Here is a 13,622-nt window from a genome sequence, read left to right as displayed (position 1 = left end):
GGCGCACGTCTTCGGTGAACGCACTCTGGCCACACTGGAGCGTCTTCTGAGCCTGCTGTCGGCCTTTGAGGTCGTGGTATGGATGACGGATGGCTGGCCGCTGTATGAATCACGCCTGAAGGGAAAGCTGCACGTTATCAGCAAGCGTTACACTCAGCGCATTGAGCGACATAATCTGAATCTGAGACAACATCTGGCAAGGCTGGGACGGAAGTCACTGTCGTTCTCAAAATCGGTGGAGCTGCATGACAAGGTCATCGGGCATTATCTGAACATAAAACACTATCAGTAAGTTGGAGTCATTACCCAGCGACTGGTCGATGACGTCACGCAAATCAAAACGCGCCCGGAGGGGATGATTCGTATTGGTTGCAGTTTTGGTTTTGGGCGCAGCCATATTGCGCCAGCCATTACCGAACTTATGCGCAATTATCCTGAGTTACAGGTGCATTTTGAATTGTTCGATCGGCAAATTGATTTAGTGCAGGATAATATTGATCTGGATATTCGTATTAATGACGAAATTCCTGATTATTATATTGCGCATCTGTTAACGAAAAATAAAAGAATATTATGCGCAGCACCTGAGTATCTGCAAAAATATCCGCAGCCACAATCATTACAGGAATTAAGTCGTCATGACTGTCTGGTGACCAAAGAGCGCGATATGACCCACGGAATATGGGAGTTGGGGAACGGTCAGGAGAAAAAATCGGTGAAGGTTAGCGGGCATCTTTCCTCCAATAGCGGCGAGATAGTGTTGCAATGGGCGCTGGAGGGCAAAGGGATTATGCTGCGTTCCGAGTGGGATGTGTTGCCGTTTCTGGAGAGTGGCAAACTGGTGCAAGTATTGCCGGAGTATGCACAAAGCGCCAATATCTGGGCTGTTTACCGGGAGCCGCTCTATCGCAGCATGAAATTACGTGTCTGCGTGGAATTTCTGGCGGCATGGTGCCAGCAACGGCTGGGCAAGCCCGATGAAGGCTATCAGGTCATGTAGATCCACCAGAAATCACTCGGGATCCTTTTCGCGCTTTCTTTTGAATTTCGTCCAGATTTTTGTCTCCTGACGACGCCACAGACGCTGGATGTTGTCATGATGACGCAGCAGGATCAGGCAAGAGAGCATCGAAACCGGGAAGGTGAATTGTGGCTTAAACCACCAGACATAAAACGGAGCAATCAATGCACTGACAATCGCTCCCAGCGACGAGTATCCGCTCAATAGCACGGTCAGTAACCAGGTTCCCGCCATTACTCCGGTGAGATCCCAGCCAATGGGTGCGATGGCACCAAAAGCGGTAGCAACGCCTTTTCCTCCTTTAAATCCGAAGAAAACGGGCCAGATGTGTCCAAGACAGGCGGCGATGGCAATTAAGCCTAGCCAGAAGGGGCTGACACCTAATTCATACGCGCCCCAGACGGGCAACATTCCTTTCAGAACGTCGAAAATCAGTACTGTTACGGCTGCTCCCTTGCCACCGATACGTAACACATTGGTTGCGCCTGGATTGCCGGAGCCGCTGGTTCGCGGATCGGGCAGCCCACACAAGCGGCAAACCAGAATGGCACTGGAAATGGAGCCGCAGAGGTACGCGATGAGGATCATTCCAGGCGCGATTGCACTCATAAGCTGTTCCGTTTTGAAAATTCGTGTTCAACGATGAATCTGTGGATAATACGCACATTTCGCCGGAAGTGGTATTCGGTTAGCCAAAAAGCAGGCAGGACGTGATGGATATTGTATTTATAGAGCAACTTTCGGTAATCACCACTATTGGTGTTTACGACTGGGAACAGACCATCGAACAGAAGTTAGTGTTCGATATCGAAATGGCATGGGATAACCGTAAAGCGGCGAAAAGTGATGATGTGGCGGATTGCCTCAGTTACGCTGACATTGCAGAAACGGTGGTCAGCCACGTCGAGGGGGCGCGTTTTGCGCTGGTGGAACGCGTGGCTGAAGAGGTGGCGGAGCTGCTGTTAGCACGCTTCAACTCGCCGTGGGTGCGCATCAAACTCAGCAAGCCAGGCGCAGTGGCGCGGGCGGCGAATGTTGGTGTAATCATTGAGCGTGGCAATAATCTGAAAGAAAATAATTAATTTTACAGCTGTTAAACCAAACGGTTATAACCTGGTCTTACTGCAGTAGTCCGGACAAGCGGTACATTTTAATAATTTAGGGGTTTATTGATGAGCGATATGCACTCGCTGCTGATAGCGGCAATATTGGGTGTGGTCGAAGGATTGACAGAATTTCTGCCGGTATCCAGCACGGGCCATATGATTATTGTCGGTCACTTGTTGGGGTTCGAGGGCGACACGGCGAAAACCTTTGAAGTTGTGATCCAGTTAGGATCAATTCTGGCGGTAGTAGTGATGTTCTGGCGGCGTCTGTTTGGCCTGATTGGCATCCACTTTGGCCGCCCGTTGCAGCACGAAGGAGAAAGCAAAGGTCGTTTAACGCTGATCCACATTTTGCTGGGGATGATTCCGGCGGTGGTACTGGGGCTGTTGTTCCACGACACGATTAAGTCATTGTTTAACCCGATAAATGTGATGTATGCACTGGTCGTTGGCGGTTTGTTGCTGATTGCCGCCGAATGCCTGAAGCCGAAAGAGCCGCGTGCGCCGGGTCTTGATGATATGACCTATCGTCAGGCGTTTATGATTGGCTGTTTCCAGTGTCTGGCGCTGTGGCCGGGTTTCTCCCGTTCCGGGGCCACCATTTCAGGTGGGATGCTGATGGGCGTGAGCCGTTACGCTGCTTCCGAGTTCTCGTTCCTGCTGGCGGTACCGATGATGATGGGCGCAACGGCGCTCGATCTCTACAAAAGCTGGGGCTTCCTGACAACCGGCGATATCCCGATGTTTGCCGTTGGGTTTATCACCGCTTTTGTGGTGGCACTGATAGCGATTAAAACCTTCCTGCAATTGATTAAGCGCATTTCGTTTATCCCGTTCGCCATTTATCGCTTTATTGTGGCGGCTGCGGTGTACGTCGTGTTCTTTTGATTGAGAAAAGGTTCGGGAGCAGGCCTGGTTTTCTCCCTCGCTCTGTAGGGAGAGGGCCGGGGTGGGGGTGATTGTTCGCACCGGTGCTGGTCTGTTCCCCTCACCCTCTCCCCGAAGGGGCGAGGGGATGGTTCGTGTTAACGTTTAGTTTTATACTCAGTCAGGCTTTGGGCAACGTTGTTCCTTCCAACTGGCTACCGCCGCAATCCGCCGTCGGGTCAGCTCCTCGCGAATCTCCACACCTTTAAATCCCGCTTCAACGACCGCTTTTGTCGGCACTGACTGCGCCACTTCCCAGGCTTCGCGCAACCAACGGCCTTGCGGGTAGTCCGCTGATTCAAAACCGGTTCTGCCGCGTACGTCAGCCTCGCTGGTCAGCGCCAGTTGCTCGACACGCTGCGGTTTACGCCAGGCATCGATGGAATCAAATAATTTGACGATGGTTTTTGGGTTCAGCATTGGGAAGGTGTGGATGAGATCGTGAAACTCAGCCACCAGTCTGGCTAAATCGCGAATTTCATTTGGCACGCGCAGACGCTGGCATAGTTGTTCCACTAACTTAACACCCGCCGGGCCATGCCCATGATGACGCGGCCAAAGTTCTGGCGGCGTCAGTCCTTTACCGAGATCGTGGCATAAAGTTGCGAAACGGACATCAACCTGCGGACTCAGCATCGCCGCCATTGAGAGCGTCATTAAGGTATGAATACCGGTGTCGATTTCCGGATGCCACCTGGCAGGGGCCGGAACGCCAAACAGGGCGTCAATTTCCGGGAATAAAACGCGAAGTGCACCGCAATCGCGCAGTACCTGGAAGAACACTTGGGGATTGCGGGTGGTGAGGGCGCTTTCCGTCTCTTTCCATACCCGTTCAGGCGTCAGGTGTTCCAGTTCACCCGCATGGGTCATCTCGCGCATCAGCGTCAGAGTTTCATCGGCAATACGAAAACCGAGGTGGGCATAACGCGCAGCAAAACGCGCCACGCGCAGAACGCGTAACGGATCTTCGCCAAAAGCGGGGGAAACATGGCGCAACAGACGATTTTGCAGATCGTCCAGACCGTTGTACGGGTCGATAATCTCGCCGTTATCGTCCTGGGCCAGCGCATTAATGGTCAGATCGCGACGCTTAAGATCATCTTCCAGCGTGACATCCGGTGCGGCATAGCAAGTAAAACCGGTGTAACCGGAACCGGATTTCCGTTCGGTACGTGCCAGCGCATACTCTTCATGCGTTTGCGGATGCAGAAACACAGGAAAATCGCGGCCTACCTGCTGGTAGCCCGCGTCGAGCATCTCCTGTGGCGTACTGCCGACCACCACCCAATCTCTGTCTTTGACCGGTAGCCCTAACAATGCATCCCGAACAGCACCACCGACCAGATAAATCTTCACGCCATCATCCCTTCGTCAAATACACAATTCCTAATAATAAGACAGTGCAACGAAGAAGGCGATTTAGTTCATCCAGCGATCTTTGCGTTTGCGCGTTGGGATCAGGTGTGGCAGTACCAGACCGAGCAGCAAGCCAAGCCCCAGCACGCCACCGCCATACATAAACCATTGCATGATGATGGTGCGCTGTTTGTCATCCAGCTGTACGCTGGCGGCATCGACCTTTTTCTGCGCGACAATCAGCTCGTTTTTCAATTTCTGATTTTCTTCTTTTAATCCGTTGATCACGCTGTCGCTCTGCGCCACTTTTTACTGCATTTCTGCGGTGCGCTGATTCCAGGTGTTATCGATATTGGTGAGTTTATCGGTCAGGGTTTTGACCTGATTTTCCAGATCTGGCACACGGGAGCGCAGGCTTGGCTCAGTGCTAAGTTGTTTCAACGGGATCCAGGCGGTACGGCCAGAGCTGTCTTTCACCTGGGCATAATTGGTGTTGGCGTCAGTTTGTAATAAGGTCACTTCCTCGCCGGCGTTAACCGTGCCCACGAGGCGATAATGATCTCCCGGACCGCTACGGACCCAGGTATTCAGTTCATCAGAAACATAGCGCGTTTCTTCAGCGTGTGAGACGGCAGTGGCGCTAAGTGCGAGTAAAGTTAATCCGATCAGGCGTAATTTTGGCATCAGGCTGTCGTTATTGTCATGGAAAGTGGAACGATAGTAGTGGCATCAGTGTCGCTACGCAAAGCATTCGACATCAATCGGAATCCTCTGTGTCAGGTCTTGCCACTGCTTCAAACTTTTACGCCCGTCAAATTGCCCGTTGCATGGCAATTTGACGCAAAATACTATCTACTGACAAAAAAGATCGCATTAAGTTCGCCGTTCATCGTCACTTATGTGACATAACCGATAAGTAAAGGCCATGGCTCAGGAAATCGAATTAAAGTTTATTGTTAATCACAGTGCCGTTGAGGCGTTGCGTGACCATCTCAATACGCTGGGCGGCGAGCACCATGACCCCGTGCAGTTGCTGAATATTTACTACGAAACGCCGGATAACTGGCTGCGTGGGCACGATATGGGCTTACGTATTCGTGGCGAAAACGGTCGCTATGAGATGACCATGAAAGTTGCAGGAAGAGTGACAGGCGGCTTACACCAGCGCCCGGAATATAACGTGGCGTTGAGCGAACCGACGCTCGACCTGGCGCAGTTACCGACGGAAGTCTGGCCGAACGGCGAATTGCCCGCCGATCTCGCTTCCCGCGTACAACCGCTGTTCAGCACCGATTTTTATCGCGAAAAATGGCTGGTGGCGGTCGATGACAGCCGAATTGAAATCGCTCTCGATCAGGGGGAGGTGAAAGCGGGGGAATTTGCTGAACCTATCTGTGAGCTGGAACTGGAACTGCTTAGCGGCGACACGCGCGCGGTGCTGAAACTGGCGAACCAACTGGTATCGCAAACCGGATTACGCCAGGGCAGCCTGAGCAAAGCGGCGCGTGGCTATCATCTGGCGCAGGGCAATCCGGCGCGTGAAATCAAACCGACCACCATTTTGCATGTTGCGGCAAAAGCCGATGTGGAACAGGGGCTGGAAGCGGCGCTCGAGCTGGCGTTAGCGCAATGGCAGTATCATGAAGAACTGTGGGTACGCGGCAACGATGCGGCGAAAGAACAGGTGCTGGCAGCCATTGGTCTGGTCCGTCATACACTGATGCTGTTCGGTGGTATTGTGCCGCGCAAAGCGAGCACTCACTTACGTGATTTGCTGACTCAATGCGAAGCGACCATCGCTTCTGCGGTTTCTGCCGTGACGGCGGTCTACTCTACCAAAACGGCAATGGCGAAGCTGGCGTTGACCGAATGGCTGGTAAGCAAAGCCTGGCAGCCGTTTTTAGATGCCAAAGCGCAGAGTAAAATGAGCGATTCCTTCAAACGCTTTGCCGATATCCATCTTTCCCGCCATGCCGCTGAACTGAAAAGCGTTTTCTGCCAGCCGTTGGGCGATCGCTACCGTGACCAGTTGCCACGTCTGACGCGTGATATTGACTCAATACTGTTGCTGGCGGGTTACTATGATCCTGTCGTCGCGCAAGCCTGGCTGGAGAACTGGCAGGGGCTGCGTCACGCTATTGCGACCGGGCAACGCATTGAAATTGAACATTTCCGTAATGAGGCAAACAATCAGGAACCGTTCTGGTTGCACAGCGGAAAACGTTAATCAGGCAAGGATAAAATCGCTTATGAAGCCGCTCTCTTCACCGTTACAGCAGTACTGGCAGACGGTTGTTGAGCGGCTGCCAGAGCCTTTAGCCGAGAAATCACTTAGCACACAGGCGAAGTCAGTACTTACTTTCAGTGATTTTGTGCAGGACAGCGTGATTGCGCATCCAGAGTGGCTGACGGAACTGGAAAGCCAATCGCCGCAGGCTGATGAATGGCAGCATTACGCGGCATGGTTGCAGGAGGCGCTCAGCAATGTGAGTGACGAAGCCGGGTTAATGCGCGAGCTGCGGCTATTCCGGCGGCGCATTATGGTGCGCATCGCCTGGGCGCAAACGCTGGCTTTGGTTACTGAAGAGAGCATATTGCAGCAGCTCAGCCATCTGGCGGAGACGCTGATTGTCGCCGCGCGTGACTGGCTGTATGACGCTTGCTGCCGCGAGTGGGGAACGCCGTGCAATGCGCAGGGCGAAGCGCAACCGCTGCTGATTTTAGGCATGGGTAAGCTGGGCGGTGGGGAACTGAATTTCTCCTCAGATATCGATCTGATTTTTGCCTGGCCGGAACATGGTTGTACGCAGGGCGGACGCCGGGAACTGGATAACGCGCAGTTTTTTACCCGCATGGGGCAGCGGCTGATTAAAGTGTTGGATCAACCAACGCAGGATGGCTTCGTCTATCGCGTGGATATGCGGCTGCGTCCGTTTGGCGAAAGTGGCCCGCTGGTGCTGAGCTTTGCCGCGTTGGAGGATTATTACCAGGAGCAGGGGCGCGACTGGGAGCGTTACGCGATGGTCAAGGCGCGGATTATGGGCGATAGCGAAGGCGTCTATGCTAACGAGTTGCGTGCGATGCTGCGCCCGTTTGTTTTCCGTCGTTACATCGATTTCAGCGTGATTCAGTCGCTGCGCAACATGAAAGGGATGATTGCCCGTGAAGTGCGTCGACGTGGTTTGACCGACAATATCAAACTCGGCGCAGGCGGCATTCGCGAAATTGAATTTATCGTTCAGGTGTTCCAGCTCATTCGCGGTGGGCGCGAACCGTCGCTGCAGTCGCGCTCTTTACTGCCAACGCTCAGCGTCATTGCCGCGCTGCATCTGCTTTCTGAAAACGATGCTGAACAATTGCGAGTGGCATATCTGTTCCTGCGGCGTCTGGAAAACCTGCTGCAAAGCATTAACGACGAACAAACCCAAACGCTTCCTTCTGATGAGCTTAACCGTGCGCGGCTGGCGTGGGCGATGGACTTTGCTGACTGGCCGCAACTGACCGGGGCGCTGACCGCACATATGACCAATGTGCGCCGGGTGTTTAATGAATTGATTGGCGACGACGAAAGTGAAACTCAGGAAGAGTCGCTGTCGGAACAGTGGCGTGAGCTGTGGCAGGATGCGTTGCAGGAAGATGACACTACGCCAGTGCTAGCGCATCTTAGCGAGGATGATCGCAAACAGGTCCTAACGCTGATTGCTGATTTCCGCAAAGAGCTGGATAAGCGTACTATCGGGCCGCGAGGACGTCAGGTGCTCGACCATCTGATGCCACATCTGCTAAGTGATGTCTGTGCGCGTGAAGACGCTGCCGTTACGCTGTCGCGCATTACCGCCTTGCTGGTGGGGATTGTTACCCGCACCACCTATTTAGAATTGCTCAGTGAATTCCCTGCGGCGCTTAAACATTTGATTTCTCTGTGTGCCGCATCGCCGATGATTGCCAGCCAGCTGGCGCGTTATCCATTATTGCTGGATGAATTGCTCGATCCAAACACTCTTTACCAGCCGACGGCGACCGATGCCTACCGCGATGAGTTGCGCCAGTATTTGCTGCGCGTGCCGGAAGATGACGAAGAGCAACAGCTTGAGGCGCTGCGTCAGTTCAAACAGGCGCAGCTGTTACGCATCGCCGCAGCGGATATCGCTGGTACGCTACCGGTGATGAAAGTGAGCGATCACTTAACCTGGCTGGCAGAGGCTATGATAGATGCCGTCGTTCAGCAGGCGTGGGTTCAAATGGTGGCCCGCTACGGTAAGCCAAATCACCTCAACGATCGCGAAGGCCGTGGTTTTGCGGTGGTCGGCTACGGCAAGCTGGGCGGCTGGGAGTTAGGCTACAGTTCCGATCTTGACCTGATCTTCCTCCATGATTGCCCAATGGATGCGATGACTGACGGCGAGCGGGAAATCGACGGGCGACAGTTTTATCTGCGTCTGGCGCAACGCATTATGCATCTGTTCAATACGCGAACCTCTTCCGGCATTTTGTATGAAGTGGATGCACGACTGCGTCCGTCCGGGGCGGCGGGAATGCTGGTGACATCCGCAGAAGCATTTGCTGATTATCAGAAAAACGAGGCCTGGACGTGGGAGCATCAGGCGCTGGTGCGTGCGCGTGTAGTGTACGGCGATCCGCAGCTCACCGCGCACTTTGACGCAGTGCGTCGCGAGATTATGACGCTGCCGCGTGAAGGTAAAACTCTGCAAACGGAAGTGCGGGAAATGCGCGAGAAAATGCGCGCTCATCTCGGCAATAAACATCGTAATCGCTTTGATATCAAAGCCGATGAAGGCGGAATTACCGATATCGAATTTATTACCCAATATCTGGTGTTGCGCTACGCTCATGAAAAACCGAAGTTAACGCGCTGGTCAGACAACGTGCGTATTCTGGAGCTGCTGGCGCAAAACGACATTATGGAAGAGCAGGAAGCGATGGCGCTGACCCGTGCTTACACGACGCTGCGCGATGAACTTCATCATCTGGCATTACAGGAATTGCCGGGCCATGTGTCGGAGGATTGCTTCACCGCAGAGCGTGATCTGGTGCGGGCAAGCTGGCAGAAGTGGCTGGTGGAAGAATGAAGTATGGTATTATCGCGCGCAAATTTTGAATCTCTCAGGAGACAGGAATGAAAGTAACGCTGTCAGAGTTTGAACGTGCAGGAGTGATGGTGGTTGGTGATGTAATGCTGGATCGTTACTGGTACGGTCCCACCAGCCGTATCTCGCCGGAAGCGCCGGTGCCCGTGGTTAAAGTGAATACCATCGAAGAACGTCCGGGCGGCGCGGCTAACGTGGCGATGAATATCGCTTCTCTCGGTGCTAATGCACGCCTGGTCGGGTTGACGGGCATTGACGATGCAGCGCGCGCGCTGAGTAAATCTCTGGCCGACGTCAACGTCAAATGCGACTTCGTTTCTGTACCGACGCATCCGACCATCACCAAATTACGGGTACTTTCCCGCAACCAACAGCTGATCCGTCTGGATTTCGAAGAAGGTTTCGAAGGCGTTGATCCGCAGCCGCTGCACGAGCGGATTAATCAGGCGCTGAGTTCGATTGGCGCGCTGGTGCTTTCTGACTACGCCAAAGGTGCGCTGGCAAGCGTACAGCAGATGATCCAACTGGCGCGTAAAGCGGGCGTTCCGGTGCTGATTGATCCAAAAGGTACCGATTTTGAGCGCTACCGCGGCGCTACGCTGTTAACGCCGAATCTCTCGGAATTTGAAGCTGTTGTCGGTAAATGTAAGACCGAAGAAGAGATTGTTGAGCGCGGCATGAAACTGATTGCCGATTACGAACTCTCGGCTCTGTTAGTGACCCGTTCCGAACAGGGTATGTCGCTGCTGCAACCGGGTAAAGCGCCGCTGCATATGCCAACCCAGGCGCAGGAAGTGTATGACGTTACCGGTGCGGGCGACACGGTGATTGGCGTCCTGGCGGCAACGCTGGCAGCGGGTAATTCGCTGGAAGAAGCCTGCTTCTTTGCCAATGCGGCGGCTGGCGTGGTGGTCGGCAAACTGGGAACCTCCACGGTTTCGCCGATCGAGCTGGAAAATGCAGTGCGTGGGCGCGCAGATACCGGCTTTGGCGTGATGACCGAAGAGGAACTGAAGCTGGCCGTAGCGGCAGCGCGTAAACGCGGCGAAAAGGTGGTAATGACCAACGGTGTCTTTGACATCCTGCACGCCGGGCACGTCTCCTATCTGGCAAATGCTCGCAAACTGGGTGACCGTCTGATTGTCGCTGTGAACAGCGATGCCTCCACCAAACGGCTGAAAGGGGATTCCCGCCCCGTTAACCCGCTCGAACAGCGTATGATTGTGCTGGGCGCACTGGAAGCGGTCGACTGGGTGGTGTCGTTTGAAGAAGACACGCCGCAGCGCTTGATCGCCGGGATCCTGCCAGATTTACTGGTGAAGGGCGGCGACTATAAACCAGAAGAGATCGCCGGGAGTAAAGAAGTCTGGGCCAACGGCGGCGAAGTGCTGGTGCTCAACTTCGAAGACGGTTGCTCGACCACTAACATCATCAAGAAGATCCAACAGGATAAAAAAGGCTAACCGGAAAGCGGTTCACAGATCTCGCTTCGTAGCAGGCAGGCCTATTGACGCTGTTGTTTTTTCAACCTAAAGTAAAGGAACAAGGGTAAGGGAGGATTTCTCCCCCCTCTGATCAGTTGTTAGTAAGTCGGGAAACTTAACAGTAACAACACAACCAGTATGATGACGAACTTCATCATAACCCTTTCCTTCTATAAGGCCCCTTCCTCGGGAGGGGCTTTCCCGTTTCAGCCCCTTGCTGACTCCCCGATTGTTGATGAGCGCCGGACCCCGCGCAACGCTTTCCCTGAAGCAGTTTTGCCTTCCCCGAGCGGTCACGCAAAACGCTGCAACGTCCTGAGCATTTGCACCTTTTAGCGGAACGCAGATATAAAAAATCCCCGGCTTTTTGGGCCAGGGATATGTGTTAATGAAACCTTCTTGACGCTGATTTTTTTTCAACCTAAAGTAAAGGAACAAGGGTGAGGGAGGATTTCTCCCCCCTCTGATTGGCTGTTAATAAGCTGCGAAACTTACGAGTAACAACACAATCAGTATGATGACGAGCTTCATCATAACCCTTTCCTTCTGTAAGGCCCCTTCCTCGGGAGGGGCTTTCCCGTTTCAGCCCTTTGCTGACTCCCCGATTGTTGATGAGCGCCGGACCTCGCGCAACGCTTTCCCAGAGGCAGTTTTGCCTTCCCCGAGCGGTCACGCAAAACGTTGCAACGACCTGATCATTTGCAGTTTTTAGCGGAACGCAGATATAAAAAATCCCCGGCTTTTTGTGCCAGGGACGTTCATAGCTGAAAATTTATTCTACGTTTTCGGCGACGGGAGTTGTTGAGGTTAAGGGTGAAGTCAATGCCGCCAGTGAGCCGCCTGAAACGCCAATTTCATTGAGCAAGGAGTCAATCAGCGGTGCCTGTGTGCGGTAAGAGAGAGCGGCTGATAATGCTTGTTCCGCCAGGTTTCCGCCCCCCACATTACCCGTGTTTGCATCACCCGCAGCGCTGCCACGATTCAGACCATCGACCTGAATAATCTTGATACCGTCAATAGATTTCATCGGCTCAACGGATTTTTCTATTACCGCAGGTAGCGCCTGCAACAAGGCCAGTTTGAATTTAAGGCTGGTTTGTTCATCAGAAAGTACGTTGATAGCATCGTTCAGCGCACGTTGTGCTTCTGCTTCCGCCAGACCCTTTTTACGTGTAGCTTCGGCTAACTCAACGATAGCCGCCGCCTGCATCTCTGCGGCTTCTTTTTCTGCTTTCGCCCGCACGGTCAGTTCAACCGCTTTGGTTTCTGCATCCTGCGCGGCAGCGATTAGGGCAACTTGTTTAGCACGATCGGCTTCTGCGGTCTGGCGAGTGGTTTCTACGTTTTGTTGCGCACTTACTGCTTCTGCGAGTGCAAGGTTAGCACGCGCTTCTGCCTGGGACTGTTGTTCCGATTTGGCGGCAATAGCGATCGATTTCGTCTGGTTGGCGATTTCGGTGACCTGCTGCTGTTCGATCTCTTTAATACGAACTTCACGTTCAGCCTCAACCTTTCTTGAGCGGACGGCCTGCTCGCGCTCGATCTCCGTTTCCTGAATTTGTCGTTCAGCCAGAATTCGCGTCTGCTCTGCTTCACGACGACGTTCAGCTTCAAAAGCCGCAATACGTGCATTCTGTTCGGCAGTACGGGTTTTAACCTGCTGCTCCTGCTCAAGCGTCATAAACGCTTCTTGTTGTTCAATCTCCAACTTGCGCGAAAGTGCATCACGGTTTTTCTCACGCACCGCAACTTCTACATCCTGTTCAACTTCGTTACGTTCGCGACGACGGCGCTCCGTCTCCTGAATCAGTTTGGTTAAACCTTCGGCGTCAAAGGCATTGTTCGGATTGAAATGTTCTTTCGAGGTCTGGTTAAAGTTGGTAAGTGAAACGCTTTCCAGCTCAAGACCGTTTTTCGACAGGTCTTCTGCGACAGTATTTTGTACTCCCTGCACGAAGTTCTCGCGGGTATCCTGTAACTCATGCATGGTCATTTGTGCAGCTGTTGCACGGAGGGCATCGACAAATTTATCTTCAACCAACATACGTAAGTCTTCTGGTGATAGCGTGCGTTGCCCCAACGTCTGCGCCGCAGTGGCGATGCCTTCTACAGACGGTTTTACCCGTACAAAGAAAGCGACTACTACATCGACACGCATACGATCTTTCGTAATCAGGCTATCAATGGTTGAGCGGCTGACTTCCAGCTTCAGAGTATTCATATTGATGGGGATTATTTCATGAAAGATCGGCATCACGATTGCGCCACCGCTCATCACCACTTTTTGCCCACCTAAACCAGTACGAACAAAAGCTTGCTCTGCCGAAGCGCGACGATAGAGCCTGGCGAAAATAATTCCAATAATAAACAGAATGCATACGGCAATAATCGCGGTAAACATCCAGGAGGGGGTAATGCTGCCAACTTACTGATTTAGTGTATGATGGTGATTTTAAGGTGCTTGCGTGGCTTCCATTTCCATCAGATGTCCTTCCTGCTCCGCTACTGAAGGCGTGGTGCGTAACGGCAAAAGCACTGCCGGACATCAGCGCTATCTCTGCTCTCATTGCCGTAAAACATGGCAACTACAGTTCACTTACACCGCCTCTCAGCCCGGTAC

At 53.1% G+C, this 13,622-nt stretch carries 11 protein-coding genes and 3 pseudogenes; 8 read left to right on the top strand and 6 right to left on the bottom strand.

Going from position 1 to position 13,622, the window contains the following annotated elements:
- Both BFF42_RS01190 and ttdR read left to right on the top strand, forming a co-directional pair.
- Positions 1-292, top strand: a pseudogene (locus BFF42_RS01190) (IS1-like element IS1X2 family transposase); the annotation flags it as partial.
- A gap of 15 nt (positions 293-307) precedes the next feature.
- A pseudogene (gene ttdR / locus BFF42_RS01185) lies at positions 308-1,000 on the top strand (L-tartrate utilization transcriptional activator TtdR); the annotation flags it as partial.
- Between the two features lie 12 nt (positions 1,001-1,012).
- On the opposite strand, the gene plsY reads toward ttdR, so the two are convergent.
- Complete coding sequence (gene plsY, locus BFF42_RS01180; RefSeq protein ID WP_039060369.1) at positions 1,013-1,630, bottom strand: glycerol-3-phosphate 1-O-acyltransferase PlsY; 618 nt, start codon at positions 1,628-1,630, stop codon at positions 1,013-1,015.
- A gap of 104 nt (positions 1,631-1,734) precedes the next feature.
- Between plsY and folB the strand changes: the two genes are divergently transcribed.
- Together folB and bacA are read left to right on the top strand one after the other, a co-directional pair.
- Positions 1,735-2,103 (top strand): bifunctional dihydroneopterin aldolase/7,8-dihydroneopterin epimerase, encoded by a 369-nt coding sequence (gene folB / locus BFF42_RS01175; protein WP_001295541.1) that lies wholly within the window; start codon positions 1,735-1,737, stop codon positions 2,101-2,103.
- 90 nt (positions 2,104-2,193) lie between these two features.
- Positions 2,194-3,015, top strand: coding sequence for an undecaprenyl-diphosphate phosphatase (gene bacA, locus BFF42_RS01170; RefSeq protein ID WP_001305111.1), 822 nt, complete (start codon positions 2,194-2,196; stop codon positions 3,013-3,015).
- Positions 3,016-3,171: 156 nt separating this feature from the next.
- On the opposite strand, the gene cca is transcribed toward bacA, so the two are convergent.
- Both cca and BFF42_RS01160 read right to left on the bottom strand, forming a co-directional pair.
- Positions 3,172-4,410, bottom strand: a complete 1,239-nt coding sequence (gene cca / locus BFF42_RS01165; protein WP_039060367.1) for a fused tRNA nucleotidyltransferase/2',3'-cyclic phosphodiesterase/2' nucleotidase/phosphatase Cca — start codon at positions 4,408-4,410, stop codon at positions 3,172-3,174.
- Positions 4,411-4,473: 63 nt separating this feature from the next.
- Positions 4,474-5,094, bottom strand: a pseudogene (locus tag BFF42_RS01160) (TIGR04211 family SH3 domain-containing protein).
- Positions 5,095-5,335: 241 nt separating this feature from the next.
- On the opposite strand from BFF42_RS01160, the gene ygiF reads away from it, so the two are divergent.
- Genes ygiF through hldE form a run of 3 tightly spaced genes read left to right on the top strand, consistent with a single transcriptional unit; the run spans position 5,336 to position 10,981 of the window.
- Positions 5,336-6,637 (top strand): inorganic triphosphatase, encoded by a 1,302-nt coding sequence (ygiF, locus tag BFF42_RS01155; protein ID WP_000046272.1) that lies wholly within the window; start codon positions 5,336-5,338, stop codon positions 6,635-6,637.
- A 22-nt stretch (positions 6,638-6,659) separates the two neighbouring features.
- The gene (gene glnE, locus BFF42_RS01150) at positions 6,660-9,500 is read left to right on the top strand and encodes a bifunctional [glutamate--ammonia ligase]-adenylyl-L-tyrosine phosphorylase/[glutamate--ammonia-ligase] adenylyltransferase (protein WP_012421356.1); all 2,841 of its coding nucleotides are present in this window, start codon (positions 6,660-6,662) and stop codon (positions 9,498-9,500) included.
- A 47-nt stretch (positions 9,501-9,547) separates the two neighbouring features.
- Positions 9,548-10,981, top strand: coding sequence for a bifunctional D-glycero-beta-D-manno-heptose-7-phosphate kinase/D-glycero-beta-D-manno-heptose 1-phosphate adenylyltransferase HldE (gene hldE / locus BFF42_RS01145; protein ID WP_000869227.1), 1,434 nt, complete (start codon positions 9,548-9,550; stop codon positions 10,979-10,981).
- A gap of 119 nt (positions 10,982-11,100) precedes the next feature.
- On the opposite strand, the gene ibsE is transcribed toward hldE, so the two are convergent.
- The 3 genes from ibsE to BFF42_RS01130 all read right to left on the bottom strand — a co-directional run bounded on the left by ibsE (position 11,101) and on the right by BFF42_RS01130 (position 13,403).
- Positions 11,101-11,160 (bottom strand): type I toxin-antitoxin system Ibs family toxin, encoded by a 60-nt coding sequence (ibsE, locus tag BFF42_RS01140; protein ID WP_001387082.1) that lies wholly within the window; start codon positions 11,158-11,160, stop codon positions 11,101-11,103.
- Between the two features lie 316 nt (positions 11,161-11,476).
- On the bottom strand, positions 11,477-11,536 hold the full coding sequence (locus tag BFF42_RS01135; RefSeq protein WP_001387081.1) for a type I toxin-antitoxin system Ibs family toxin: 60 nt from the start codon (positions 11,534-11,536) through the stop codon (positions 11,477-11,479).
- A 238-nt stretch (positions 11,537-11,774) separates the two neighbouring features.
- On the bottom strand, positions 11,775-13,403 hold the full coding sequence (locus tag BFF42_RS01130) for a flotillin family protein (protein ID WP_000493387.1): 1,629 nt from the start codon (positions 13,401-13,403) through the stop codon (positions 11,775-11,777).
- 64 nt (positions 13,404-13,467) lie between these two features.
- On the opposite strand from BFF42_RS01130, the gene BFF42_RS01125 reads away from it, so the two are divergent.
- A partial coding sequence (locus tag BFF42_RS01125; protein WP_001348782.1) for an IS1 family transposase occupies positions 13,468-13,622 on the top strand: 155 nt, incomplete at its 3' end.

The organism is Shigella sp. FC1661 (assembly GCF_001712525.1).
Classification (GTDB): Bacteria; Pseudomonadota; Gammaproteobacteria; order Enterobacterales; family Enterobacteriaceae; genus Escherichia; species Escherichia coli.
This window is presented reverse-complemented; position numbering and strand designations above follow the sequence as displayed.

Excerpts from the sequence above, each read along its gene's own strand:
- plsY (WP_039060369.1), bottom strand. The coding sequence starts at position 1,630 with ATGAGTGCAATCGCGCCTGGAATGATCCTCATCGCGTACCTCTGCGGC.
- folB (WP_001295541.1), top strand. The coding sequence starts at position 1,735 with ATGGATATTGTATTTATAGAGCAACTTTCGGTAATCACCACTATTGGT.
- bacA (WP_001305111.1), top strand. The coding sequence starts at position 2,194 with ATGAGCGATATGCACTCGCTGCTGATAGCGGCAATATTGGGTGTGGTC.
- ygiF (WP_000046272.1), top strand. The coding sequence starts at position 5,336 with ATGGCTCAGGAAATCGAATTAAAGTTTATTGTTAATCACAGTGCCGTT.
- glnE (WP_012421356.1), top strand. The coding sequence starts at position 6,660 with ATGAAGCCGCTCTCTTCACCGTTACAGCAGTACTGGCAGACGGTTGTT.
- hldE (WP_000869227.1), top strand. The coding sequence starts at position 9,548 with ATGAAAGTAACGCTGTCAGAGTTTGAACGTGCAGGAGTGATGGTGGTT.
- BFF42_RS01130 (WP_000493387.1), bottom strand. The coding sequence starts at position 13,403 with ATGTTTACCGCGATTATTGCCGTATGCATTCTGTTTATTATTGGAATT.